Origin of the sequence: Actinacidiphila rubida (genome assembly GCF_900110255.1) — a bacterium.
In the GTDB taxonomy this organism is placed as follows: Bacteria; Actinomycetota; Actinomycetes; order Streptomycetales; family Streptomycetaceae; genus Actinacidiphila; species Actinacidiphila rubida.
On record NZ_FODD01000039.1, the window covers coordinates 1 to 23,323 of the forward strand.

Genomic DNA, 23,323 nt, shown 5'->3' on the forward strand with positions numbered 1-23,323 from the left:
CGCGCGAAGAGAGGCAGGTACGTGCTGAACCCCCGAACCGCTGAGCCCCCGTACCGGCCGCGCCGCGAAGCGTAGTTAAACGATTCCATGCGAGCACTCGAACGGCTAGGCCTTTTGCACGCTCGCGCAAAAGCTCTGGTAGACGCGGGACTTGGAGGTCTGCGGGTTCGACTCGTAGTCCCGCACCAGGCGCCGGTGGAGCATCGAGGTGCCGAGCCTCTGCTCCACTCTCCAGCGGATCGTTAGCTGGGGGCCTAACCCGCTGTGCAGCCGTTTCCCGCCCATACCAACACGATCAGGCGATACCGAAACGGTCAGACCGCCACATCCCGCCCTCTTAGAGATGCGCGGCAGGTCACTCTAGCTTCTGGGCCTGCTGGCGCAGTGCGCGAAGGAACCGATGCCACCGGTAGACCTGATGCTCCGACGTGAACCATTCGTCGGCTGGCGCATGGTGCAGCCACTTCTTTGCATCGGCTGCGAGACGGGCGGTGTCCCCTGCGGCGGCCGGGTTTGCTGCAGCCCGCCGCAGGCTTCGCCCCAGGCTGTGGCCCTGGTACGCGGCTCGGTAGTAGGCGAGTTGGGGTGCGGTCAGCCGGCGCGTGGCGTAGCCGCCGCATTTGCTGCACGGGTCGAACTGCTCATTGTTCAGCATCTCTTCGACGGTCACCAGGTCGTAGTCGCGGGTCAGACCGTTGTCGCCGCGCTGGTGCGCGCAACCGGGGGAGTGGGCCCGGCCTTCGAACCGGCCGGACCCGTCCGTGGTGTACAGCTGCACCCGGGCCAGGACCCCCAGCGGCAAGCCGGACCCGCTGCGTGAGCCAAGGCTCGCATCGTCTGGCATGAAGGGCTTCAGGCGCAGTTGCTCCATGGCCAGCAGACCGTGCCACACCTGGTGAGGGAACGCGCCACGACGGGTGCCGTACTGGTCATGTGTCCCTTCGAGCTCCCTCAGGTCCGGCACCGCGCGGGCAAGAACCAACGACCGCAACGCAGCACGACTGCCTGACGGGCCTGAGAACCGGCGGCTGAGCCGTGCCACCACCAGCTCGCCTTCCTGGGCGCCCAGGCTGCGGCCGAAGTCCGGATGCGTCGGGTCCTCGACACGATCGGGCCACACCGATCCGGACTCGGGTGATCCGGGCTCCTCAATGGGCGCGCTGTCACCCGGCAAGACCTGCTCGGGCAGGTCGGCAGCTGCTGCGATGATCACAACCTGGTCACCGGCCGCCACACGATGCTCCAACGCCGCCAGCGACAACACCTGCGGTCCGTTCGCCAAGGACACCACGAGGTACAACTGATCGGCGTCCGCAGCCAGGGCGCGCAGCGCGCGCAGATGCCCGGCGGCGACAGGACGCCGATCGCTGATCGGGGCGTCGTCGAACACGCCCGGCTCTACGAGCAGTTCAGGTCCCACCACCGGCTTCACGCCAGCCTCATGCAGGGGCTGACAGGACAGCGCCGAGCCGCCAGACGCCAGGTGCGCGGCGACCGGCCCGGGTGCCTGCAGTGTGACCTCCAGCGACTCCCAGTCCACCTCGCCACCCCAGATCGCGAGCACACCCAGCTCCCACTGGCTCAGGTCGTCGAGGAACGAGGTGTCCCGGCCGTCCCGGCGTGGCTCGCGCAGGCTGACAATCAGCGCCTGCGCGTCACCCGGGGCGGCCTTGCAGTCAGCGGGCACCTGGGCAGTGGCCGTGGCTGTCCATGCGGCGACCAGTTCGCGGGCTCGGTCGAGCACGCCGTCCCGGCCCTTGCGGCGGGCCCCCATCTCCTCCACGAGATTGTGGGCGAGGTACCGGTGCCACCGAGGATGTTCCCAGCTCCCCGACACCTGACCGCTCCAACGCCGCCACAGCGACCGCAGCTGCCCGGCGACCTTCTCGGGACTACCGAGCGGGGTCAGCGCCGGGTCCTCGGACGGCAGCACGGGGTCCGGCATGCCGGCCACGTGCGCGGCGGCCACCAGAGCGTCGCGGCTGACGAGCTGCGCGGCCTGCTGCTGTAGCAGCGCAAGGTAGGCGGCCTTGTCCCGCATCGGGCCCTCGGCCCAGGGCCTCAGCCACGCAAACGGAGCCAGCAGCCGGTGCGCCCGGTGCAGGCTCCCGGCCGCGGCGCGCCACTGATCGAAGACGACGACGCGCTCGTCCTGCGCCTCCCGCAATGTGCGCCAGTCCTCCCCCTCATCATCATCGTCGTCCAGTTCGCCCGTATCGGCCGGAGCCCAGCTAGCCACGCGATGAAGCACGGCGGCTGCCGCACGCAGATCGTCCTCGGACCGCGTGTCCTCATCCGGACCGGCATAGCGGCCCAGCTCGTACAGCAGACCCATACCGGTCAGCGCCTGGAGGAAGAGCCCCACGGCTGTGCCCGTCCGCCCCCACGACCCGTACACCGCGCAGTGCGGACACATCCGCTCGACCACCACGCGCAGCGGCAGCACCGACGCCACCTGGCGGCCGGACCGCATACGCGAACAGCCGTGGCGGGCGTGAAGCTTGCTCGTCTTCCCAGGAGTCGACCAGACGGTGATACGCGAGTCCGCGAAAGGCCCCAAAGGCACTGCCGGCGACAACCGGTCAAACGTCATACCAGCCCCTCCCCGTTCGGGTCATCGAGCCTAGCCGGGCCCACCGACACGCGGCCCGTGGAAGACGGCAATGCCCAGCCGGCCCGCGGGGCGCTCACAGCACCGGGCTGCCGCCCGGGCTGCGAACCGGGTGTCCAGGCAATAGGACATCTGAGGTCGCTGTGAGGCACTCGTGCAGCAGCCTGGGGAATTGGGGGTGCAGCCGAGCTTGTGCAGCCCGGTCAGGGGGCCGGCCCCGCTGGGCAGGTCGTGCGTCAACACCGTGGTCTGCCAGTGCCCTTGATCCTTCGGTTGCACCCAGTAGGTTCACAAGGCCCGCGGGATGAGCAGGACGTCGGCGTGGCGGGGGCTTGCGGTGAAGAACATGCCGAGGCGGTGGATGTCGTAGAGCCCTCGGGCGATGAGCATGGCCTTGGTGTTGTCGCCCAGGCGCATACCGGAGGCGATGCCGACCGCGAGGGCGATGACGCTCTTCACCGCGCCGCCCAGCCCGCAGCCGGTCACGTCAGTGCTGGTGTAGGGCCGGAAGTACGGGGTGTGACATGCCGTTGGAAGCGGCGGGCGGCGTCCTCGTCGGTGCAGGCGACGGTGGTCGCGGCAGGCTGGCCAGTCATGATCTCGCGCGCCAGGTTTGGGCCGGTCAGCACCGCGACCCGGTCGGCCGAGACGCCGGCCACCTCGGTGATGATCTGGCTCGCCCGTAGGTGGCTGTCCTGCTCGATGCCCTTCATCAGCGACATGATCACGGTGTCCGGGCCGATGTGCGGCGCCCATGCGGCGAGGTTGGCCCGCAGGCTCTGTGCCGGAATGGACAGCACCAGGAAGTCGGCGCCGTCCGGCGCGGCGGCTGGGTCGGTCGTCGCGGTCAGCGTGGTGGGCAGCGCAATGTCTGGGAAGCAGTCCGGGTTGTAGTGATGCCTGTTGATCCCGTCGGCGATTTCGCCGCGGCGGGCGTGCATGATGACGCTGCTCCCGGCGTCGGCGAGGATCTTGGCCGCGGCGGTGCCCCAGGACCCGGCCGAGAATACCGCGGCACGGACATCGTGCTGGCTCACTGAGCGGTCCTTATGGCGGGTTGGGGGCCGGGCGTGGTCATGGTATCGGCCGCGGTGGTGCTGGCAGGGGAGGACATGGGGCGCCGTAGGGTCAGCAGGACCGCGCGGCGGGCGCGGGCCGTCTCGGGCCAGGCCGAGGTGGTTCTTCGACCTGTGGCCCGGGTGATCAGGAGTCGGCCGCCTGGGGCCAGGACACGGCCGAGTGCACGTATCGCCACATCCAGGTCGGCGACGCCCCCGAGGGCGTCCACACACAGGGTGCCGTGGGAACAGTCGTCGGACAGGCCGGGGTTCTCCAGCTCGGTGACATGGAAGGTGGTCCGGTCGGCCGGTATTCCGAAGCGGGGTCTCTGTCGGCGGCCTGGGCGATGGCGACCGGGGAGAGGTCGAAGGCGTCCAAGCGCAGGGTGAGGAGGCTGCCAGCCACAGGCCGGTGCCGCGGCCCGCGTCCACCAGGATCCAGCCCCTGGAAGGCGCAGCGCCCGCCCGGCATGTGCTGCGGGCGGGCGCTCAACAGCGTGTGGGGTCAGTAGTCCGGAGGCCGAGCCCCACCCTGTTGGCCTGTAAATCGAAGGCGGATCGGGCTTCTCGACCTTGGACGCGATCTATTTACGAATCAGGCGGGGGTGATGTTCTCCGCCTGGGGGCCCTTTTGGCCCTGGGTGACGTCGAAGTTCACCTTCTGGCCTTCGTGGAGCTCGCGGAATCCGGAGCTGGCGATGTTGGAGTAGTGGGCGAAGACGTCAGGGCCTCCGCCGTCCTGCTCGATGAAGCCGAAGCCCTTTTCCGAGTTGAACCACTTGACGGTTCCGCTGGCCATGTCGCCCTCCAAGGGGGTTCGAGATCGGCTTCCACACCGTGCGGAAGCCGGAGGTGATCGCCCTGGTCCTCAGAGACGCTGAGCAGCAAAATCGCCCGTGCACACTCGCACGGGCGACCGGTACTTCGGAACCATGACAGCTGCCTCGACCGTACACCGGCTGTCCCATCCGCACCACGGCACACTGACGTCAAGAGAGGGAAATTTTCGGGTCGAACGCGCCGGTTATCGCCTCGCCCCGCGGACACACCTGTCCACCCGGGTGTCTGGGTGGTATCCGCCCAATCCGCCTGCGGGTGGCCTGGGCGTTCCTGTTCCGGTGCCTGTCATGTCCGCCCGGCTGTCCGTGGTGTCCGCCCCGTTGTCTGGTCGGGGCGTCCGCGGTGTCCGCGTCGTGACCGGTGGCGGGGCCGGCCAGGTCGGCGCGGACTCGGGGTCGCGGATCGCGGTCTCGGCGACCTGCATGAAGATCTCGATCAGGTCGTTTTCGGGGTCGCCTTGGGTCTTGGCCTTGGTTGGGAACCGTGAGCCCTTGGGGATGATGAGCACCCCGCGCCCTGTGATCTGGCTGCGGGCGATGGCCTTGACCGCGGCGTTGAGCAGCACCAGCTCTTCCATCAAGTCCAGGTTGGAGCGGACGGGCGAGTCTGCCTCGATGGCGCGCTCGAGGTCGGGCTCCCACGCCTGCAGCGCCACGGGCCCTTCGGGGCCCATCGCGTCGGGGTCGCCTTCGGAGATCGGGACCTCGTCGCCGTCGATCTCGGCGACGAGCTTCCCGGGCTGCTGGCGTACCTCCGTGACCGACAGCACACGCCAGTCGTGGCCGTCCTCGGCCGCGTAGGGGGACAGGACGTCGGCGTTGGGCGCACGACGATCCACCTTTCGCCCGGACGGTCAGGTGGCGTCCGAAGGCCCCAGCATCTTGGCCTGCCCGTCCGGGCCCCGGCGATCCGCGATGGTTGTCGGGGGCGGGTTCGATCGTGTCGTCGTCCGCCCGTCGACCGGCGAACAGTCGTTCCCGGCTCACGGCGTTGCCGATCCACCCGGTGGCGAAACGCACCTCCGGCACCGCGTGGTACATGTCCCGCGCGCGGAACTGCCACGACTGGTCACCGGCGCCCTTGGTGGCGAGGATCGCGCCGCCGACCCACCAGTCTGCCGTAGTACACGCACGCCATGAGGGTGAACGCGGCAGTGCGCCAGCGCGAGGAGGGACGATGGATCGCACGGTGTGGCCGCGGCGCCCCCCGGGGCCGTTCTAGCGAGGCGGCCCGGGGTCCCCGCTTGGTGCGGTGCAGTCAGCGGGGCGCGCAAGGCGTGTATCTGACGCACCGTAAGTTCGATGTAACTCCACGCCTATTCTCACTCGGGGTAATACGAGCATTCGTCGTCGCCTAGGTGGCGAACGCGGCCGTGCGCTAAAGTCGAGCGATCACCGCCGCCCCAATTGGGGTGGAACTTCGCGCTGTTCGAGTGTGGAGGGAGGTGAGGAAGATGGCAGCCGGCCGCCGCCCCAAGCGGGGCAAGAAGCGACCGGTGATGCGTGAGGCGCCAGATTGGTTCGATCGAGATCTGAACCGTGCTGGGCTGCTGCTGCGCGTTCTGTACTACCTGGACCGCTTCTTGGACCGGTAGGTGGACGAACGGCAGCGAGGCCCGACCAAGGGCCGGGCCTCGCCTCAGCCACTCACCGAGGAGGCCCCGTCTCGCCTGGCAGCTAGGGCGGGGCTCTCCTTATTTGCGGCCGAGATTAGCGAGCGTAGCACACCATTATTTATCGGGACATAGTGGATTAAGTCCACTTATTACCGCTGAATAACTGGCTATGCCTTTGCTTGCGGGCCTCATAGTTGCTAACTATGCCGCGTGTAAATTAATACCGTGGTGGCTAGTTAGTGCACAACCTTGGGCGAGCACAATCCTGTGTACTAATCCGCGCGCTGGTTCCTGCCACTCGTTCCGGGCGGGCCTCCCTGCCGTGGTTCCTGAGCTGTGAATCTGCCGTTGGCTTCGTCGGGACGCGATGCTGCGCCCGTACCGGCCTGCTGGGGGTTGGACCGAGGCGACCGCCAGGTTCTCCGCCCACGCCGCCTTCACGACCGCGTCGCCCTCGTCCGGTGAGCGCCCCATGCGCGTGATCAGGTCCTCCCGGCGGCGCTGCTCGGCCCATGCCGGGCTGATCCGCCCGCGGCGATGGCCTCGGCCAGCGTGACGTGCCGGACGAACCAGTCTTCGAGGCCGGGCTTGCGGGAGCGGATGTCGTAGAACCAGCCGACGGGCGACCCGGGGATGGCGATCGCCAGGGCGAACGCCTCGAGGGAGCCCTCGGTCCGGCCGCCGGAGAACGCGCCCTCCAACGCGGCTCACACCCCCGTCAGGGACGATCTTGGTCTCAGTAATCCGGTACAGCAGGGAGTCGGCGTAGGTGCCCTCGATCAGCTCGGGCTGCCGCGGACGAACGCCCCGTCACGTGAAGGTGAGTTGGTTGGGGGACGGCGCGTTGGCGGATGGGGGCTGCTGCATCCGATCACCATGGTCCTGTGACGGTATCTCAGCGTGTTCTGCGGATGGCATCGGTGGCGGCTTTGGCGATGGCGGCGGGGGCACTGGAGGGCTTGGGCAGGTGGAGCGGGGTGGTCCCCGGCAGGTGGAGGGACTCCTTGGTGAGGGTGAGCTGGAGTACGGCGCAGCCGGCGGTGGTGAGGCGTTTGATGCGGGTGACGGCGTTGTCGGTTTCGCCGGCGGTGTAGCGGGCGTCGGTGACGATCACGAGGAGGCGGCCGGTGCCGGGGCGGCTGAGGTCGAGACCGTGGTCGAGTGCGTCGATGGCGTCGCCGAGGTTGTGGTTGCCGCCGTTGGCATTGAACGTCGTCACGCGCTCTGGCGCCCGGTGGGTGGGGCGGGTCAGTGCGGTCAGATGCATGTCGTAGGCGATGGTGGCGGTGCGGGAGTCGGGGTCGGTCAGGGCCGCTGCGCGGGCCACGATCCAGGCAGCGGACGCGACGGGCCCGCAGGCGGCACGCATGGAGCCGGAGACGTCGACGGCGATGCCCACGCGCAGCGGCGGGGTGGGGGAGTTGCGGCGGCGGATGTGGGTGAACGGTTCTGCGGTGGGTATCGAGCCGGCGGCGCGCTGGGCGTCGCGGGCGAGGGCTTGGCGCATGTTGAGGCGGCCGGGAGGAGTGGGGCTGGTGGTGTGTTCCTCGGTGCGTTGTCGGTAGGCGGCGGCGCGAAGGGCGCGGCTTAGGCGCGCGGCGGCGCTCTGCTCGGCAGCGGTGGGCTTGCGGCTGCCGGTGATCGGGTTCCCGGAGGGCCGCGGTGTGCCGTCGGGGCTGACCGTGGTGCCGCGGGAGTTGAAGACTGACTTGGCGGTGGCGGCGGCCCGGCGTCGCTGGCCGGCCTGCTGGGCGCGGGCCCGGGTCTGTGCCTCCGCCCGCGCGGCCACGGCGTTGTTCACGGCAGCCTGTGCCGCAAGGTCGGCCGCGTCGTTGGCGGCCATGTTGTCCATGACGACCGCCACGGCGCCGGACAGCAGATCGGTGAGATCTTCCGGCGCGGCGGGCAGGGCGGGCCGGGCGGCGTCTAGGGCGTCGCACCAGTCGTGGGCGTGCGCGAGCATGGTGGTGGCGTCGTGGTCGGCGCACCGGTGGGCTGCGGTCCAGATGCCGGTGAGGGTGGCCAGCAGGTCGGCGCCCAGGACCCTTTCGCACAGGTCGGCGACGGCTGTGGTCTCGCCGGCGTCCAGGATGCCGGCGTCTCGGCGGCCGAGGATGAGGGCCGCCGCACTGGCGGCCTGCTCGACGCCCGTAAAGGCGGGGTTGGCGATGTCGGGCATGACCAGGGTCCGCGCGCTGGTGCGCAGGTACGTGCGGTCGGTGGGCCGTCTGATCAGATGGGAGCCCTCGATGCGGCTCTCCTCCAGCAGCAGCGCGGCCTCGACGAGGCGGGGTTCCGCGTCGGCCGGCTGCTCCCACACGGAGTGGGCCGCGTGCGCGGCCTCGTGGACGAGCACTCCCCAGGCGGCGGGATAGCGCTCCTCGTCGCCCACGATCCGCGGACGCACCTCGTGGGGTTGCAGAGGTGCGAACAGACCGGCGTCGAACTCGATCTCCGCCAAGCGGGGGAAGTAGGCAGCCGGTGCGCCGCTGCGGGTGCCGGGACGGCAGGTGACTAGAAGGTCCTGGCGGCCGGACAGGGCGACCAGCCGATCGCCGAGCTCGGCTCCCACACGCAGCCACGCGGCCGGGGAGGAACGGGGCTGTGCGGGCGGTGCGCCGTCGTCGTCCCAACGCGCGAGGTCGGCGTCGTCGTCGGGGGCGGTGTCGGAGGACTGGACGTGGTGATGGGCGCTCATCTCGAGCTCCTGCGTGCGGGTCCGGCGCTGCCCGGGGGCTGCCGGGCGGCCGACGCGCTTGTAGCGGACAGCTGCCGGCCCAGGGTGAGGGGCGCGACCTGCTGGACGCCGGCCATCTTTCTGACAGCGTCGGCGACGGCGTCGCGGTCTTCCACAGGGGCGATGCCGATCAAGTTCGCGAGCGCGGCCCTGGTGCCGAGGACGGCCTCGGTCTTGTGGTAGCTGAGCAGTTCCCGCAGCTGCGGGGCCCAGCCCAGCTCGCCGAGTTCGACCTGGCTCGCGAGATGCCGGGCGATGCGGACCACCCGGGCGTCGATCTTCAGGGCCAGGGCGAGGTCGTAGTCTGTGCCGACCTGGATCTGCACGCTGAACCGGCTCGCGAGCGCTTCGGTCAGCACGGCGCCGTGCACGCCCGGGTTGTGGCCCGCCACGACATAGAAGCCAGGCTCGGCCTTGATGGTCTCGCCCTTGTGGGCTTTGACCTGGATCTGGCGGCGCCCGTCCATGGCCGGGTAGAGGGCGGCCAGCACCTTCGGCGAGATCAAGGTGGCGTCGTCGACAAGCAGGGCGCGGCCCTCGGTCATCGCGGTGACCAGCGGACCGTACTGGAACACGTAGCCTCCCGCGTCGGCCTGCGTGTACTCGCCGATCAGGTCGCCGACCGTGGTGTCGCCATCGCCGGCGACGGTGATCAGGTCCGGGAACGCCGCCTCCACCAGAGACGTCTTGCCGGTTCCCGGGGGACCGTAGAGCAGTACCGGCACGTCGGCGTCGCGCAGGCGATTCAGCGCCTCGACGTCGGGCAGGTCGGCCAGCTCCCTCGGGTGGTAGAGCTGGCCTCCCGCGCGGCGGATCGGGCCGCCCTGCTGGGGCTTGCTGGCTGCGGGGGCGCTGGGGCGGGCGGTGGCCGTTTGGGCGCGGGGAGCGTGGGTTCCCGGTGGGCTGATAACTGCGGCCCGTGCGGCTGCGGCGGTCTTCCCGTTCGCGCGGAACCGTGGCTGTCCGGTGCCGTGCTGGTCGGCCTCGCCGCGTCGCACCAGGGTGAGGGCGGCGTTACGGACGGCTCCGTGGGAGTGGCCCAACTGCCTTGCCATGTCCCCGATGGTGAGGTTGTCCGCAGGCCGGGCGGCCAGCAATTGGGCCACCTTGGCCCGAAGCTCGCCGCCCTTGGTGAGTGCTGGAGTGACGGGCGGTCCAGGTGTGGTCAATTAGGGGATCCTTCAACGGGTCGTCGTGCAGGTGGGGTTGGCAGTGCAGGTGCGGGGCGGCCTCGGTGCTAGAGGTCTTGTCGCCGGCCCTATTGAGGCGGGGTCGGCGGCGAGCGGTTCGATGGCTGCTGAGCAGGCCCGCGGCTGCGGTCTGGCCTCATTTCCGCCGGTTGGGCGGGCTCAGCCAGGTGTCTCCTCGAAGCCGGACTGGAGCAGGATCCGCCGGGCGGCGGCGTTGTAGCCGGTGGTGGTGATCTCGCCGGTGCTGGCATGCCGGAGCGGCACGAACGGCTGAGCTGCGCACTTTGCTGGCGCTGCCGCCTCATGGACGGGCGAAGGCTCCTGGACGATGAGGGTGCGGGTCGTCGACAGGGCTTCGAGCGCTTCCCTGCGGCAGTCGGTCAGGTCCTGGTCGATCCTGGCCAGCGCATGCATGAGCGTGTACGCGGGGACAGGGTTGGGGTGGGTCTCGTCGAGGTAGGGGTCGAGCGCGGTGCGGGCACGGGCGATGACCCGCTGGACGGCGTGGAGCAGGCCGCCGTCCTGCAGGAGGTGTTCGAGGAGTTGGTCGAGCTGATCGGTGTCGACTGCTGTGAGGTGTCCGGCGCGTTCGTGCAGTGTCGCAGCGCTGGCCTTGGGGTTGGCGACGGATTCATGGGGATGCGGGGTCAGGATGTCTCCGTGATGTTCGGTTCGGGGCTTGGAGGGCTTGGGCGGCCGGCGCCGGCCGTGCTCTGGGGTGCGGGACTCGGCGGTGCGCGGCCGGTACGGGCGGACCGTAGTTGGCCTTCCGGCGTCTGTGCGCTTCTACGCCGGCGTTGGTCATCGCGGTGTCCGGTGAGGGTGACGGTGCTGTTGTCGTGAGCGGCGTCGGCCCGTCCGCCGGGTTGCTCCGTCATCGGGTGGCGTGTTGAGGCGTGCTGGCGGCTAGCGCCGGAGGCCGCGGGGCGGCGACCGGCGCAGTCGCAGTGGTTGGAGGTGCGCGACGTCGGGCGCGTATGCGCGCGAGTGGGGCCAGGGCGCGGCGGGCCGCGGGGATGAGGTGGTGGGGGGCGTGTGCGGGGTCGTCGGTGAGGGCGGTGATCTCGTGTCCGGCGGTGCGGGCGGTGGTCAGCAGGGCGCGGATGTAGAGGTGTTCGGCCCAGTGCTCGGCTGAGCCGGCGGCCTGGTGGAGGAAGTCCAGAACGCGGGCGGGGTCGGTGCCGTGCAGGGCGGCGTGCTGCTGGGCGTTCCACAGCACGGTGATCGGGTCGATCGGGTCGCCGTGCCGGGTCATCGCGGTCAGGCACCGGTACAGGTCCCGGTGCAGGGGGAGGCGGAAGTCCTCGGGGTGCAGCCAGCCCATGCGGGCGAGGTCTTCGGGGTGGGCGGTACCGGCGGCCAGGAGGAGGCGTTCGGCGTCGAGGTCCTCCTCGGCCAGGACTTCGTTCGCTGGCGCCGGAGCTGCTCTGGGCACGGGTCCGGATTGGCGCGGCCACTGGGGTTCGGCGCGGTCCAGGAATCGCCCGAGGGCGTCGGCCTGCTCCAGCACCACGGTTGCCGGTTCGGGGAGCGTGCTGTCGTCGGCGAGCTGTTCCATCTGCATCGCGTGCTCGCGCAGGGCCCGGCGGACATGTTCGGCGCGGATCATCTGGGCGTAGACGGGGGCGTGTTCGGGTCTCGGGCAGGCGTTGATGAGGGTGTGGATGTAGGGGGCGTCCAGTCCCAGCGCCGTGGTCGCCGCGGTCTTCAGCACGGCCGTCAGCCATACCGGGCTCGCCCGGTGGGCGTCCGGGTCGGGTGGGGTGAGGGTGCGCATGGCCGCGAACAGCGCGCTGTGGGAGGGGTTGGCGAAGTGGTCGGACCGCAGGTCCGGCACGCCGGCGAGCTGTTCGGGGTCGAGCAGCAGGGCGCCCAGCAGTGCTTGTTCGGCGTAGTGCAGGGCACCGGGAGGTTCCGGTTCGCCACGCTCGTCGAGGTCGGCGGTGTCGTGGGTGGTCATCAGGAGGCCAAGGTGAAGTCGTCGCGGTTGAAGGTGGCGCCGAGGTGGGGGGCGAGCAGATGGGCGGCGAGCCGGGGCGGCACGGCGTTGCCGATCTGGGAGAACTGCTGGCCTTTGTTCCCGGCCCAGGGAAAGCCGGCGGGGAAGGACTGCAACACGCCCGCCTCGACCGCGGTGATCCGGATCGGATCCGGCACCCCGCCCGGGTCCTGCTCTGAAGAAGCCGTGGTGTCGAGTCGGGGTTCGGCGACCCACAAGCACTCGTTCGCGCGGTGGCCGAAGAACAGCGTGCCCGCCGGTTCGTCGGAGCTGCGCACGGTGGCGTTGGTTTGGTTGTTGCTGCGCAGCGACCACGACCAGCGGTGGGCCTCGGCGCTGAACGTCGGCGCGGGTGCGTTCGCGGGCCGGTTGTCGCGTGACCCGTGCTGGGCCCACCCGAGTCCGTCCCGCCGGGAGCGGAGCGCGAGGTCTGCCGGGGCGGGGTGGCTTTTCCAGGTACCGCGGTCCCGGGCGTCGGTGAGGGTCTTCCTCGATCCGGAGGGGAAGGGTTCTGGGCCCCCGCCGGGTCCGCCGCCGGCGCACACGGTCGGCACCGGCCGGTCGGTGGCGCCCCAGCCCAGGGCCTGCGCCATGCTGACCCACCGCCGGCGGCCCGGGCCGAAAAGCGACTCCGGCTCCGGAACCGCGGCGTGGGTCGGCTCGGGCGGGACGGCGGTGCGGACCCGGGAGGCGATCAGGATCGCCCGACGCCGGGTCTGCGGCACTCCGTAGTCGGCCGCGTTCAGGATGCCCGTCCAGGCGGAGAATCCCCAGCTCCGGAGTATCGCGGCGTATTGGCGCCACAGGGGCAGCACGTCGGGCACCTCCTCCATGAGGACCCATTCGGGCTGTCCGGCCTGGTGCAGGGCGTGCAGGTAGCGCATCGGTTCGGCGGCCAGCAGGGAGCGCTCGTCCCGGCACGCGGTCAGCAGGTGGGCGCGGGTGTCGCGGCCGGCGGCGAAATCGGCCACGGCCTGATGGACCAGCGGCTTGTCGAGCAGCCCGAGTCGTTTGCCGGCCATGGACCATGCCTGGCACGGCGGGGAGGCGATCAGCCCCCACGTCTTCCCGGCGAACGGCCGCACCGGGTACATCGCGACGTCGGTGCGGATGGTCAGCAGCCCGGCAGCCGCCCTGGTCTGGCACGCCCACGGGTCCCACTCCAGCCCGATGTCCCGAACGCCGAGCACGGAGGCGGCGTAGGACCAGCCGCCCGGCCCGGCGAACAGGTCCAGGACCAGGCCGCGGTTCACGCGGTCAGTCCGAAGTCATCCTGACCGTGCTGTGGTTCGTCGCCGCGGCACGTCCATGGCGAGCAGCCGTCCGTGACGCCGTCCTCCAGCTCCTTGAGGGGTTCGCCGGGGGCCTTGGTGTCGAGGGCGGCTTGCCGCTGGGCCCATTCGCGGGCGGTGATGTGGTCGATCGGGGCCTGGTCCAGGGGGACGCGGGAGCGGTGCAGGAACGCCTGCCCCAACAAGGGGTTGCCCGACGCGTTCGCGGGGGCGTTCCCGGCCCGGATCGCCGCGTCGAACGCGACGACGTCCGCCCACTCCTCCGGAGAATGATCCCGGATATTCCTCCACTGCTGATTTCCATGGAACGGACAGCCCAGGCAGCTCGATTTGGGAGTGTCCGCCAGCCCGCGTGATTGCAGATAGGCGGTGCAGTCGGCACGGGACCAGTCCATGTCCACAATGAGGGGGTGCCGGTTGTGCATGTAGGCGACGTCAGCGTCCTTCGCCCGATGGAACTCGTCCCTGGAGATTCCGACCCACTGCTCGACGAACACGCCCTTCGGGATACGCTGAGGATAGGGGTGTCCCAAGATGTCCCGGACCTGCTTCTTTATTGGTTTGATCTTGTATTCGCCGGTGCACTGGCGCCGCGTCATCCCAGGCCGGCCGTCCTTGTTGAGGATGTAGAGCGGCATGGAAGCGAACCGGTGCTTAGGGTCGAGCGCATCATTTCTGATGTTTCCGGTCGCCACCCGGAGGATTGGTATGCCTGCGGGTTCGGCTATCTCGCGCTCAATGCGTTCGAGATGTTCATAGACGCCTTTGGGTTCCCATCCGGTGTCGGCGAATATCGCGTAGTCGATCCGTGGGAGGCTTCCCTCGGCGGAGAGCGCGAGCAGTGTGGTGGACTGCACTCCGGCGCCGAGAGAAAGGATGCGGTAGGTAGGGTTGGTGGGGTTTGTCAAGGGTGTGCGGGAATTCCTGTCTTCGTGAGCGGGGGGCAGCGGGCCCGGGGTCGGCCGTTGGCCTCGTGCGGGTGCGGGACGGAACCGACGGCGTCGGCGTCCGGTTGCTCGGGGCGTTCAGGCGGGCCGAGGCGGCGCTGATGTTCGGGGGCGTCGGCCAGGCGCCTCGCGATGCCCGTGACCGTCCCGGTGGCTTCCTCGAAGCCCAGGCGAGTGGGCGGGCGGGCTCGGTGCCGGCGGATGGTGCCTGCTGACCGGCGGCCTGGAGGGTCAGCGGTGGCGGCCAGTCGAAGGGGCGGCATTAGTGGCAGCGGCTTTCTGGCCAATGGGCTGTCGGACCGGCTGGGGTGGTGCCGCGAGCGTCGGCGGTTCGGCGGTGAAGGCGGGCCGGACGGTGTCCAGGCCGTCGGCGAGAGCCCGCATCTGGTCGGTGGCGTCGCGCAGCCATTCCCATGCAGGACTGGGTAGTTGACGCCAGTGGGCGTGGTTGCGTGCCCATTGGAGGATCTCGGCGGCGTTGCGGAGCTGCTCGGTGAGCTGCTGCAGGATCGCGCTCTGCTGCTCGGGATCGTCGGTGGTGTGCGCGGCTTGCAGGAGCGCGTCCAGCGCGGCGGGGAGGGGTTGGTCGTCCGTGGGCAGGCCGTAGAGCTGGGCATGCAGGGCCTGGGCGTAGACCGTCACGGGGCCGCCGCGGGAGCGGTAGTGGTGCTGGGCGGCGGCCTGGCGCCGGACGGCGAAAGTGACAGTGACGTCGCGGGGTGCGGCGCCGGGAATCTGGTCGGCGAGCGCACGGGCGACGTCGTGCACGGAAGGGGTGTCGGACGGCGTGGGGGCTCCAGGGTGCGTGTTCAGCGGGCAGTTGACAGGTGAGCCGGTCCAGGTGGCGCCGGGGCGCTGTTCGCCTGAAGGGCCGCGGGGTGTGTGGTGGCCAGCGCGGAGGTGGGGCGGTGGCGGGCGAAGGAGGCGGCGAGATCGCGTCGTCCGGTCGCGGTGAGGTGGACGCGCTCGTCGCAGAACCAGTCCGGGCAGTCCTCCCGCACGACCAGGCCGCGGCTTTCCAGGGAGCGGATGGTGGTGATGCCGACTCGGAAATCCTTGCTGCGTAGGTCGGCCTTGCCGCCGGTGATCGCCACGTCCCCGTTCGCCACCGCGCGCAGGATGGTGTTCTGGGTCGCGGACAGGCTGGGGGGCTGATGTGCGGGGCAGAATCCGTGGTGCCGGCGTTCGGCGACGTAGGTCTCCGCCGTCGCCACGGCGTCGGGCGCGCCCAGAGCGGTGAGGCTGGCGACGAGGTCGAAGCGCCGGTGTGCCTGTTGGTCGGTCAGGACGACTAGGAAGTCGTCGCCCAGCTCGATGGGGAGCCCTTCACGGGTGTCGTTGAGGATGTCGGCGGCGTCGATGAGGTGGTCGGCGGCGTCGGTGGCCAGGTGGGCGAGTTGGCGCACACGCGCGAGCACCGTACGGATGACGGGGCTGCAGTACATCGACGGCTGGCGGCTGAAGGTTTCCATGATGCTGAGAGCGGACCGTGCCAGGTGCTGGGCGGTGTCGGTCTGCTGCCTCAGCACGGTGGTGGGGTCGCGGCGGTAGAGCTCGGCACGGAGGTGGGCGTCGTTGAAGCGGGTGAAATCGGCTGCGAGCGCCAAGAGCTGCTCGGCGGGTTCCAGGGAGTAGGTCCCGGTCAGGGCCAGCTCCAGGAGAAGGAGTTGCTCAACGGCGTCTACCGGGACGGCCGGGAGGGCCGAGCAGCCGGTCGAGGGCCTGAACGAGTGCGGTGTCCATTCCGGCTGGGCGTACCGGTGCGACCCTGGCGCTGGCTTCGTGGCGCGTGCTCAGGGGTACGTCGCCGAAGGACCTCTCCACCAGGGCAGGCGCCGCCAGGTAGGCGAAGAACTGGCGCACGATGACCTCGGGGGTGTCCTGGGTGAAGGTGGCCAGCGGCGCGTTCTCGAAGTAGACGTGCTCGACCTGCCATCCGATCTCCTGGCCCGGCGTGTGCTCCAGGCGGCAGTAGTGGTCGGGCGAGGTGAGTATTCCGTTGCCGCCGGCGGCCCAGCCGTGCAGGTCGGCGAGCCGGTCCAGCGGCATCTCCGTGATCGGGATGCGGTCGCTGTGCCGCCGGTCGCCGAGCAGGTGCGGCAGGGCCTGCGTGACGGCGGCGACCGCCTCCAGCGGGGTTTGCCGGCTGAAGACCGCTTCCCAGTAGGGCTCGTGGTGGGTGACGGTCACCCAGTGTCCCAGCGGGTGCAGCGGACGGAAGTCGATGAAGACGCTGCCCTCGGGGCTGTCCATGGTGACGTTGCCGGTGGCCGGGTCGTGCTCGTGACGCCACCCGAACAGGTGGATGAGAGGGCCGAGCACATCGGCGAACCGGTCCCCGGCGCCCGCCATGTAGCGGGGCGAGACCATGACCCGCGCATCGGGTGCGCACGCGGTCACCGGGGGGCCTTCCTTCCGGCCGCAGCCTCGGACGCGGCGGATCCGGTGGTGGTCAGCGCTGCGCGAGGCCGCAGCCCGGCCACAGCGCGCTGCCCTTCCTTCGTCACGGCGAACTTCCGATTGTGGAACATGGGCCTCCGGATGGCGGGGTGGGTCAGCGGCGCGGGCCGCGGGTGGCGGTCAGGGGGATCTCGTAGGGGCGGGTGGAGCTGGTGGTGTGGACCTGGGCGGTGATCTGTCCGGCCGTGGGGACGGCGGGTCTGGCCAGGTGGCGAGCGGTGGCCTTGCCGATCAGGGCCTGCTGGACGGGCATCGGCTGGGCGTCGATCGCTGCGATCAAGGCGGGCAGTTCGGGGGCGAACAGTCCCGGCGAGACGTCGGTTGCGGCTTCGGCGACCAGGCGGGCGGTCTCGGTCTCGAGTAGCGGGGCCCAGGCGAAGTCCAGGTCGTGCAGCTCGCAGGTGTAGAAGCCGCCGCCTTCCAGCGAGGCGGAGAACGGGTAGTCGTCCTCCAGCATCAGCTGGACGCTTTCCAGGAGGGACTCGACGGCTTCGGACAGCTTGTGCGCCAGGGCGGGGTCCTGGATCCAGCGGGTGCCCTCGGCGGGAGTAGCGGTCGGCACCGGCTCCTCGAAGGAGCCGGGAGAGGTAGGGGAATCGGTCAGGAGGAGTCCTTCGGGTGCGGGCTGGAGGAGTCGGCGGTCATGCAGGGGGTGAGGTGTGGCGGGTGGCGGTGAAGAACCCGGCAGCGTCAGGGGTCGCCTGTTGGGCACGGATGTCAGCGGTGACGGCGTCCAGCGCCTGAGCGGGGTCGAGGTCGTCCAGGTCGCATGGTTCGAGGAGGATCATTGGCAGGGCGCCCTTCCGCGCTGGGGCCCGGGCTGCTGCCGTACCGGTCGGCCTGCGGTGGCCGACGGGAGGAGAGCGAGTCCGGTGCGCACGGCGGCCGGCAGGGTGCTGGCGACCGGCAGACCCGAGCTGGTCAGTATGTCGGGGTGCTGCAGCCCCCTGGCGAACAGGACGGCGTGAGCCCCGGCGGCGTGCGCGGCGCTCGCGTCGTCCAGGGTGTCGCCGACGACGACCACCCGCCGCGGTTCGACAGGATGCGGCAGATGGGCCAGGTGGTCGGCCAGGGCACGGGACTTGCCGCTGTCCGTACCGCGCCGGCCGTCGACCCGCTCGAAGAGTCCTGCCACGCCGGCTGCTTGCGTTTCCGCGGTGAGCACGTCGTGCGGACTCAGCGACAGCAGCGACTGCCGGTAGCCCAGCCGGGAGAGCGTGCCCAGCAAGGCGGCGGCCCCGGCACGCAGCTGTACTGGACGCGTGCGAATGTGCTGCAAGTAGGTCTGCTCGGCCAGCGCCCACTCGGCGTCCGACAACGGGCGCTTGAGGAGCCGGGCATAGAAGTCCCGAATGGGCACGCAGTGCAGGTTCTGGTAGGTGGCCCGGTCCACCGGCGGGCTGCCCAGGGCGGCCAGGGTGACGTTCATGGCCAAGACCATGTCGCCGAGATCGTCCTTGAGGGTGCCGTTCCAGTCCCAGACGATGTGCGTGGCCCGTTCCAGGGTGTTCGGGTCAGTCAGGAAAGCCTCCTTGGATGGTGGCGTGGGGGAAGCGGGCAGCGGAGACGGTGGCGTAGCCGGGGTCGACGTCGATGGCCAGCCAGCGCCGGCCGAGGGATTCGGCCGCCTGACCGGTGGTGTTGGAGCCGGAGAAGAAGTCGACGACGAGGTCGCCGGGGTCGGTGCACAGCCGGATGAAGAACTCCGGGATTCGGGGAGGGAAGCGGGCCGGGTGCGGACGGATGCCGCGGCGGCGGCACTCGCGCAGGTAGGTGTCGTTGGAGGAACTGGTCGGCACGGTGAGCAAGCTGGTGGGCAGCGCTCCGCCCCGGTCGGCGTCGAAGGCGTCGCTGACGTGGTGCCCCGAAGGCCGCTGGGCGGGCGCGAAGTGCCGGCGCGGGTCTGCCAGCAGCCGTCGCATCGACGCCGAGTAGGGGGTCCGCAGACCGGTGGTGTCGGCCTTCGGGAACGGCGTCTTCGACAGCCACCACACGGTGTTGACGGTGTCCTTCGCACGGATCTTGCGCTTGGTGACCCACTCGGCCGGCGACGGCAGCCGGGAAGGGTTGTGCCAGTAGACGTCCTGCGCGAGGTGGAATCCGAGCTCGTCGACCAGGGCCAGCAGGACGCGGAACTGGTGCAGGGAACGCACGGGCCGGCCGCGCTGGTAGGCGCCGCCGAGGTCCAGCACCAGGCTCCCGCCCGGTTTCAGGGCGCGGCGGGCGGCCTTCGCGAACGGCAGCAGCCACCCGACGTAAGCCTCTTGGTCGGCGTTGCCGTACTCCTTCGGGCGTAGCAGCGGGAACGGCGGCGACGTCACGAACAAGTCGACACTGTCGGGGACGAGTTCGGACAGAAGATGCTGGCTGTCGCCGCTGTACTGCGCGCCCAGCGAGGTCGTGTAGTGCAGTTGCCCTGATGGCAGCCGGATCGAATTCGGTTCGGGTGCCAGGCAGTGTCCGGCGGACGCGGCGGCGGTCATGCTGCCTTCCCGACGTTGTCCTTGGTCAGCGACTTGGCTATCGCCCGCGAGGTGATGGCTCTGGAGGCGGCAGCGGAAGCAGCCGTCAGTTCGTCGGCGCCGGGTTCGGAGTACCAGGGGCGCAGCGTGAGCATCGCGGCGCGCAGGCCGGTGGCGAACAGCAGCGCGGAGCCCTTGGCGAGAGAGCGGATCGCGTCCGGGGCGAGGATGCGTTCCTGGCGCATCGACACCGACGTGGACTTGCCCGAGCCCGAGGTTGAGGTGGAGGTGGTGGCGACGTCGTGGTCGCCGATCAGCCGGGAGAGCTTGTCGGCAAAGTCGGGGTCGTCGATCCCGGAGCCGATGACCTTGATCGTGGCGGCCGACCACATGGCGTCCATACCTGCGTCGCCCCAGACCTTCTGGCCTTGGCGGTAGGACTGCAGGATCGTGAGCGGGATGATCCCGCGGGATCCCAGGTGGGAGTACAGGTCCGGCAAATCGCTGATCTTGCAGACGTTGGCGGCCTCGTCGAGGATTGCCAGCATCGGCGGGTCGAGCCGGCCTCCGGCGCGTTCGGCGGCGGTGGTCGCGGTGCGCATCACGCTGTCGGCGCACGCCGCGATCAGCGCCGACGCGCCGCCACCGCCGTCCTTCGACAGCAGATACAGCGTGTCGCGGCTGCCGACAAACGCCTGCGGGTCGAACTCGGGGATGCCAGCCTGGGGGGTGACCCAGGCTGCGATGTCGCTGTTGAGCAGGCACGCCGCGTACTGCCTGGCCGTCTCGTAGATCCCGTCGCGTGTCTCGGGCGGTCCTTCCACCGTGCCCTTGAGCTGCGCGGCGACGGGGCCGAAGTGGTGGTCGCGCAGGATGTCCAGCGGGGTGCGGTCCGCGGGGAACGCGAGCCACGTCATGACGTCGGTGATCGGCCGCCTGTCATTGGCGGCGGCCAGGAAGAGCTGCGACAGGACGTTGCTGGCGGCCTTCGACCAGAAGTCGCCCTGCTGGGAGGCATCCACCGAAGCGGCGAGGAAGTGACCCGCCAGCCGTCCCGCGCCTTCGAGGGTGGTGGCGCCGGCCAGGGGGTTCCACCACAAGGTGCGCTGGGCATGGGCGATCTGCTGGGGGTCCATGGTCCAGGTCCGCCCCACGGCCGCGCGGGCGTCGAGGGTGGCGGTGTAGGCGTCGCCGGCGGCCTTGTTGCTGGTGAGCATCACCGGGCCAGGGGAGTTGAGGATGGCCGGGATCGCGAGGCAGGTGGTCTTGCCGGAGCGGGGGGCCATGATCGCGACGGCTACGTCTTCGTAGCCCATCCGGACCTCGTGCCGGGTGCCTGCCAGGTTGCCGAGCAGGATTCCGGTCTGGTGGGGATCGGGCCTTTTGGTGTCTTTCAGGCTGGGACGCAGGGACCGGGCTTTGTTGGTGATCGCCCGGGCGAGAAGGGGCTGGATGTCCCGGTGCTTGGCCATCCCGGCGACCGCCTTGCTCCGGCCGCTTCCGCCGCCGTTGCGGCGGAGCCACCACCAGCGCCCGGCGACGGCGGCGAGGACGACGGTGATCAGGCCGGGGGCGATGAACCGGCCGATGAGCAGGGTGGTGTGGCCGGCACCGGGCCAGAGCAGGTCGGGGTGGAGGAGGGCGTCGGCCGGCTGGTAGGGGGCCCAAGGGCCGGAGTGGGTCAGGACGGTGGCGCAGTTCCCGCCGAGCCAGGCGGCGTTGGCGGCGGGGACGGCGAAGGCGATGGCGCCGATGATGAGCTTGAACAGCCAGTCGGTGAGGTCTGACGTGCCGGAGCCGCGTGCGGGGTTGGAGGGCAGGGACGTCTTCTTCCGGGACGGGGTGGTTGCCGAGACGGTGCCGGATCAGTGGACCGGGCGGGGCGCGGCGGCCGGCGCCGGCCTGCCGTAAGCCGCCGTGGTCAGAGCGGGACCCTCCGGAGCGGCAGGGCCGCGCTTGGCACCCGGCTGCGCCTGGGGCCCTGGGCTGCGTTCGAGCGCGGCGGCCAGGCCAGCGTCGATGCCGATCCGGATGCCCAGATGCCGGGCGTCGGAGCGGAGCCTGGTCACTGCCGTGCGGATCGCGGTGGGGTCGTTGGGGGTGGCGGGCAGGGTGTAGCGGAAGTCGCCGGGCTGCAGGGTGAAGCCGGCGTGGCTGAGCAGGTCGTGCTCGACGCCGGGCTCTTCTTCGGTGGTCAGAGCGAGCAGGCCCAGCGCGTGGTGCTGGCCGACGGTGATGCGGACGGGCTCGATGGTGAGAACTCCAAGGATGGATCGGGGACGCTGTTGTGGGTGCGGTTGCCGACGGGGTCAGCGCAGGCGCCTGTGCTGGGGATGACCGGGCGGCTGCGGCGGCAGCTCGGCGGGGTCCTGGGCGCGGCCGTGTTCGGCGGACGGGCCAGCGGCTTCGCGGTCTTGGCCGGCGGCTCGGGCGATCTGGTTCAGGACGTGGCCGCCGTCGGCCCATTCGCACAGATAGCCCCAGGCTTCGGCGTTGCGCTCGGCCAGCGGTTCGTCGTAGCCGTCTGTGCCGGGCACGGCGCTGGCTGGCAGCGCGTCGCGTTCGGCCTGCCACAGGACTTGGGCGTGCTCCAGGCCGACCCGGGCTTCGTCGAGACGGGTGAGCGTGCCGCGCCAGTGCGGCTGGCGCTCGGCTGCGGGCAGCGCGGCAACTTGGCGTTCGGCGAGGGCCAGAAGTTCCTCCAGGTTCGGGCGGAGTGGCTCGAAGGCCCGCCAGGTGTCGGCGTCGCGCTGACGCTGGCGGCGACCGTACGCAAGGTCGTCCAGTGGCCAGCCTTGGTCGTCGACGCGGGTGTCGGTGTAGGCGTGCCAGTCCCGGAGGATGTGTGCGGCAGCCCGGGCGTAGACGGTGAGCCGGTCCAGGAGGAGCTGGTGGTGGGCGGGGTCGATAGGACTAGGGCCTCTCTGTGGAGCGGGAGTTGGCGGCGCGCGGGTGCCACGGTCTTTTTCATGGCCGGCCTGCGGGTAGCCAGTGCCGCGATGGTCCTGCGCTGTTTGCGGGCTGCGTGGCGTGTGGTCGGGTCACCGGGACTCCTCGCGCGCAGGCCGCTGCCTTAGCCGGGGCTGGTTGGCGTGCTGGTGGGCGCGGGCACGCAGCAGCGCCAGCGCAGTGATCCGGGCGCGAGGGCGGCGCCGGACCGGGGTGGTGGGGTGGAGGTGGGCCATCGGCTCCTTGGCGGGTGTGTGGCGCGGGGCGGGGCTGCTGGGCCGGGCGGGACTGCTGGCAGCGGCGGAAGTGGGACTGCCTGCCGGATCCGGACAGGGCGGGGGCGCAGGCGGGCGGTGGCGAGGGTGCGGGCGGAACGAGCCCAGGCCGCGGCGCGCCCTGCGGCAGTACGGGTCTGGTGCCAGGCGGCGAGCTGGCAGGGCAGCACCGCGTACGCGGTGGTTGCGACGTGCGGGGCGCTGGCGAACGGGATCCGGCCCGGCGGGCGCAGGACCGGTTGGGGGTCGGCGAGCGCGGCAGCGAACCCTTCGACCGCGTGCAGCGGAGTGTGCTCGGAGAAACCGGCAGTCCGCAGCGGAACGCTGCGGCCCCTGGTGCCAGGTGTGTGGGCGCTGGCCATCCAGATTGCGGTGTCGCCTTCGCGTCGGTACTGCAGGCTCGCAGTGCCTTCGGGGTGGTCGGCGCTCTGCTGCTCCCCACCCTTGCCGGGCTTCCGCCCGAGGGCGGTGGCCCGGCCCAGGGCGTCGGGTGCGTGGGCGGGGCGCGGCCCTGCGAGGGCGTCGGTCAGGCCGGCGAGAATCTCCACCGGGACGGCGGCGCCGAGGGTGGCGTGCCAGGCGGGCTGACCGGGAGGGGCGCCGGAAACGATCCACATCGGCGGGCTGGTGTGGGAGCTGTAGCCGACCCGCACGAACTTGTCGGGGCTTTCGAGCACGAGCGGTGCGCCGGACTTGGGGGTGCGGTTCTTCCAACCAGCCCCGGCCAGGTAGGCGGTGATGTGGGTGAGGTCGCCGCCTCCGGCAAGGTGCCGGGGCCGGACCAAGTAGTGCTGGCGGGGCACGTCGCCAGCCATGGCGGCCGGTCCCCAGCGCGGTTGCCGCTGCTTCATCGCGTCCGCCTCGCCGGGACCGGTGTGGTGGTCAGAG

General features: G+C 70.7%; 22 protein-coding genes and 1 pseudogene. 2 read left to right on the forward strand and 21 right to left on the reverse strand.

Annotated features, from left to right (window positions below):
* Positions 1-105: 105 nt before the first annotated feature.
* The 9 genes and pseudogenes from BMW99_RS42345 to BMW99_RS43185 all read right to left on the reverse strand — a co-directional run bounded on the left by BMW99_RS42345 (position 106) and on the right by BMW99_RS43185 (position 10,465).
* Positions 106-228 (reverse strand): hypothetical protein, encoded by a 123-nt coding sequence (locus tag BMW99_RS42345; protein WP_265737217.1) that lies wholly within the window; start codon positions 226-228, stop codon positions 106-108.
* A gap of 127 nt (positions 229-355) precedes the next feature.
* Entirely contained in the window at positions 356-2,446 is a 2,091-nt protein-coding gene (locus BMW99_RS30560) for a hypothetical protein (RefSeq protein WP_141726156.1), read from the reverse strand.
* Positions 2,447-2,938: 492 nt separating this feature from the next.
* Positions 2,939-3,648: pseudogene (locus BMW99_RS30565) on the reverse strand (NAD(P)H-dependent glycerol-3-phosphate dehydrogenase); the annotation flags it as partial.
* Positions 3,649-4,264: 616 nt separating this feature from the next.
* Positions 4,265-4,468: a cold-shock protein gene (locus BMW99_RS30570; RefSeq protein WP_069463829.1), complete on the reverse strand. Its 204-nt coding sequence runs from the start codon at positions 4,466-4,468 to the stop codon at positions 4,265-4,267.
* Between the two features lie 225 nt (positions 4,469-4,693).
* Positions 4,694-5,347 (reverse strand): hypothetical protein, encoded by a 654-nt coding sequence (locus BMW99_RS30575; protein ID WP_075017949.1) that lies wholly within the window; start codon positions 5,345-5,347, stop codon positions 4,694-4,696.
* Positions 5,348-6,606: 1,259 nt separating this feature from the next.
* The gene (locus tag BMW99_RS30580) at positions 6,607-6,825 is read right to left on the reverse strand and encodes a hypothetical protein (protein WP_069463827.1); all 219 of its coding nucleotides are present in this window, start codon (positions 6,823-6,825) and stop codon (positions 6,607-6,609) included.
* 194 nt (positions 6,826-7,019) lie between these two features.
* Positions 7,020-8,822 (reverse strand): vWA domain-containing protein, encoded by a 1,803-nt coding sequence (locus tag BMW99_RS30585; protein ID WP_075017950.1) that lies wholly within the window; start codon positions 8,820-8,822, stop codon positions 7,020-7,022.
* Entirely contained in the window at positions 8,819-9,967 is a 1,149-nt protein-coding gene (locus BMW99_RS30590; protein ID WP_075017951.1) for an AAA family ATPase, read from the reverse strand. Before BMW99_RS30590 ends, BMW99_RS30585 begins: the two co-directional genes overlap by 4 nt.
* Before the next feature lie 243 nt (positions 9,968-10,210).
* On the reverse strand, positions 10,211-10,465 hold the full coding sequence (locus BMW99_RS43185) for a hypothetical protein (protein ID WP_407640340.1): 255 nt from the start codon (positions 10,463-10,465) through the stop codon (positions 10,211-10,213).
* 27 nt (positions 10,466-10,492) lie between these two features.
* On the opposite strand from BMW99_RS43185, the gene BMW99_RS30600 reads away from it, so the two are divergent.
* Positions 10,493-10,894 (forward strand): hypothetical protein, encoded by a 402-nt coding sequence (locus tag BMW99_RS30600; RefSeq protein ID WP_069467629.1) that lies wholly within the window; start codon positions 10,493-10,495, stop codon positions 10,892-10,894.
* A gap of 31 nt (positions 10,895-10,925) precedes the next feature.
* On the opposite strand, the gene BMW99_RS30605 is transcribed toward BMW99_RS30600, so the two are convergent.
* The 11 genes from BMW99_RS30605 to BMW99_RS30655 form a co-directional block, all read right to left on the reverse strand.
* Complete coding sequence (locus BMW99_RS30605; protein ID WP_079176239.1) at positions 10,926-12,011, reverse strand: DnaB-like helicase N-terminal domain-containing protein; 1,086 nt, start codon at positions 12,009-12,011, stop codon at positions 10,926-10,928.
* Entirely contained in the window at positions 12,011-13,291 is a 1,281-nt protein-coding gene (locus tag BMW99_RS30610) for a DNA cytosine methyltransferase (protein ID WP_069466038.1), read from the reverse strand. The genes BMW99_RS30605 and BMW99_RS30610 overlap by 1 nt, the downstream gene beginning before the upstream one ends.
* A gap of 8 nt (positions 13,292-13,299) precedes the next feature.
* Complete coding sequence (locus BMW99_RS30615) at positions 13,300-14,184, reverse strand: adenine nucleotide alpha hydrolase family protein (RefSeq protein ID WP_075017981.1); 885 nt, start codon at positions 14,182-14,184, stop codon at positions 13,300-13,302.
* A gap of 336 nt (positions 14,185-14,520) precedes the next feature.
* The gene (locus BMW99_RS30625; protein WP_069466034.1) at positions 14,521-15,057 is read right to left on the reverse strand and encodes a hypothetical protein; all 537 of its coding nucleotides are present in this window, start codon (positions 15,055-15,057) and stop codon (positions 14,521-14,523) included.
* Between the two features lie 41 nt (positions 15,058-15,098).
* Complete coding sequence (locus BMW99_RS39470; protein ID WP_176735627.1) at positions 15,099-15,896, reverse strand: hypothetical protein; 798 nt, start codon at positions 15,894-15,896, stop codon at positions 15,099-15,101.
* Between the two features lie 64 nt (positions 15,897-15,960).
* Positions 15,961-16,689: a DUF317 domain-containing protein gene (locus tag BMW99_RS30635; protein WP_245791692.1), complete on the reverse strand. Its 729-nt coding sequence runs from the start codon at positions 16,687-16,689 to the stop codon at positions 15,961-15,963.
* Positions 16,690-16,843: 154 nt separating this feature from the next.
* Positions 16,844-17,311, reverse strand: a complete 468-nt coding sequence (locus BMW99_RS30640) for a hypothetical protein (protein ID WP_075017953.1) — start codon at positions 17,309-17,311, stop codon at positions 16,844-16,846.
* Positions 17,312-17,390: 79 nt separating this feature from the next.
* Entirely contained in the window at positions 17,391-17,537 is a 147-nt protein-coding gene (locus BMW99_RS41525; RefSeq protein ID WP_176735472.1) for a hypothetical protein, read from the reverse strand.
* Positions 17,534-18,310 carry an HAD family hydrolase gene (locus BMW99_RS30645; RefSeq protein ID WP_265737213.1) on the reverse strand — a complete coding sequence of 259 codons (777 nt, stop codon included), beginning with the start codon at positions 18,308-18,310 and terminating at the stop codon, positions 17,534-17,536. The genes BMW99_RS41525 and BMW99_RS30645 overlap by 4 nt, the downstream gene beginning before the upstream one ends.
* Entirely contained in the window at positions 18,264-19,232 is a 969-nt protein-coding gene (locus BMW99_RS30650) for a DNA-methyltransferase (protein WP_069463350.1), read from the reverse strand. Before BMW99_RS30650 ends, BMW99_RS30645 begins: the two co-directional genes overlap by 47 nt.
* Positions 19,229-20,683, reverse strand: coding sequence for a type IV secretory system conjugative DNA transfer family protein (locus BMW99_RS30655; RefSeq protein WP_256090264.1), 1,455 nt, complete (start codon positions 20,681-20,683; stop codon positions 19,229-19,231). The genes BMW99_RS30650 and BMW99_RS30655 overlap by 4 nt, the downstream gene beginning before the upstream one ends.
* A gap of 678 nt (positions 20,684-21,361) precedes the next feature.
* Here BMW99_RS30655 and BMW99_RS30660 point away from each other — a divergent pair.
* Positions 21,362-22,288, forward strand: a complete 927-nt coding sequence (locus tag BMW99_RS30660) for a hypothetical protein (protein WP_143080582.1) — start codon at positions 21,362-21,364, stop codon at positions 22,286-22,288.
* Here BMW99_RS30660 and BMW99_RS30665 read toward each other — a convergent pair.
* On the reverse strand, positions 22,285-23,250 hold the full coding sequence (locus tag BMW99_RS30665; protein ID WP_075017955.1) for a DUF317 domain-containing protein: 966 nt from the start codon (positions 23,248-23,250) through the stop codon (positions 22,285-22,287). The two genes, BMW99_RS30660 and BMW99_RS30665, sit on opposite strands and share 4 nt — an antisense overlap.
* Between the last annotated feature and the right edge of the window lie 73 nt (positions 23,251-23,323).

What these genes read in the sequence shown, in the direction of transcription:
- BMW99_RS41525 (WP_176735472.1), bottom strand. Translation starts at nt 17,537, where the DNA reads ATGATCCTCCTCGAACCATGCGACCTGGACGACCTCGACCCCGCTCAG.
- BMW99_RS30570 (WP_069463829.1), bottom strand. Translation starts at nt 4,468, where the DNA reads ATGGCCAGCGGAACCGTCAAGTGGTTCAACTCGGAAAAGGGCTTCGGC.
- BMW99_RS30650 (WP_069463350.1), bottom strand. Translation starts at nt 19,232, where the DNA reads ATGACCGCCGCCGCGTCCGCCGGACACTGCCTGGCACCCGAACCGAAT.
- BMW99_RS30585 (WP_075017950.1), bottom strand. Translation starts at nt 8,822, where the DNA reads ATGAGCGCCCATCACCACGTCCAGTCCTCCGACACCGCCCCCGACGAC.
- BMW99_RS30605 (WP_079176239.1), bottom strand. Translation starts at nt 12,011, where the DNA reads ATGACCACCCACGACACCGCCGACCTCGACGAGCGTGGCGAACCGGAA.
- BMW99_RS30655 (WP_256090264.1), bottom strand. Translation starts at nt 20,683, where the DNA reads ATGGCCAAGCACCGGGACATCCAGCCCCTTCTCGCCCGGGCGATCACC.
- BMW99_RS30665 (WP_075017955.1), bottom strand. Translation starts at nt 23,250, where the DNA reads ATGGCTGGCGACGTGCCCCGCCAGCACTACTTGGTCCGGCCCCGGCAC.
- BMW99_RS43185 (WP_407640340.1), bottom strand. Translation starts at nt 10,465, where the DNA reads ATGCATGCGCTGGCCAGGATCGACCAGGACCTGACCGACTGCCGCAGG.